The following is an 898-nucleotide window of genomic DNA, read 5'->3' as shown; positions in this document are numbered from 1 at the left end:
GTCTCCGGGTGCAGGAGGCCGAGGGACTCCTCCCCGGCGGGGGCGAGGAGCGGACGCCGCTGCTGGGGGGCGGGACGTCGGTCCGTCCGTACACGTACACGGACGGGACGGCGCAGGGGCCGGGCAGCCCGGCCGCGCCGTCGGGACCCTGGGCGGCCCGGACCTTGGCCACGATCTCGCGCAGCGACGGCATGTCGTGCCAGGCCCGCGCCCACCTGGCGCCCAGCGGCGCCGCGATGAACTCGTGCTGCACCTTGCCGAGCAGGCCCATCGACAGCCCGGACACGAAGCCCTGCCAGCTCACGTCGAAGCGGTGCTCGTCCGTGAAGATCAGGGTGTAGAAGCCCTCGGTGACCGAGTTGTGGACGCCCGAGCCGACCGAGGCGCCGAGGATCTGGCCGAGCCGGAAGCCCAGCGAACCCGCGCCCATCCCGGTCGCCGCCGCGGGCACGCCCGCGGTCAGCGCCTTGATGCCGGCCTTGTCCAGCCCGCTGTTCCGCAGCACGCCGTGCAGCGCCTGCGACAGCGCTGCGTGGTCGGCCCCGGCCCGGCCCCAGTTCCGGGTGAAGGCCTGGCCGTACTTCTCGCCGAGGCTGCGGGCGGCCTCCTTGCCCAGGGCGCCGCCCAGCCGCTTCTCGAAGATGTCGGCCGTCCGCCGGGCGAAGGTGTCGGCGAACGTCCCCGCCCCGGTGCCGCGGAAGCCCTTGGCTCCCGCCGACAGATACGGCTGGCTGGCGCCGAGCAGATCGCCCAGGTCACGGCCGAACGCCTTGGAGACCTGCCGGTCCGGCCACAGGCCGCGCCCGGCGCGCAGCGTGACCACGGCCTTGGCGGCGGCGGCCGTGTTGGCCCGCCCGGCGGACGGCCGACATCTTCGAGAAGCGGCTGGGCGGCGCCC

The 898-nt window shown here is 75.4% G+C and carries 1 protein-coding gene; it reads right to left on the bottom strand.

Features of this window, described 5'->3' with window-relative positions; translation table 11 throughout:
- The coding region (locus EF918_RS36170; RefSeq protein ID WP_148141374.1) for a hypothetical protein at positions 1-823 on the bottom strand (823 nt) is incomplete at its 3' end.
- Positions 824-898 lie beyond the last annotated feature (75 nt).

The organism is Streptomyces sp. WAC06614 (genome assembly GCF_003949795.1).
Taxonomy (GTDB): Bacteria; Actinomycetota; Actinomycetes; order Streptomycetales; family Streptomycetaceae; genus Streptomyces.
Note: the sequence above shows the minus strand (reverse complement) of the source record. Positions and strands in the feature narration are given on the sequence as shown.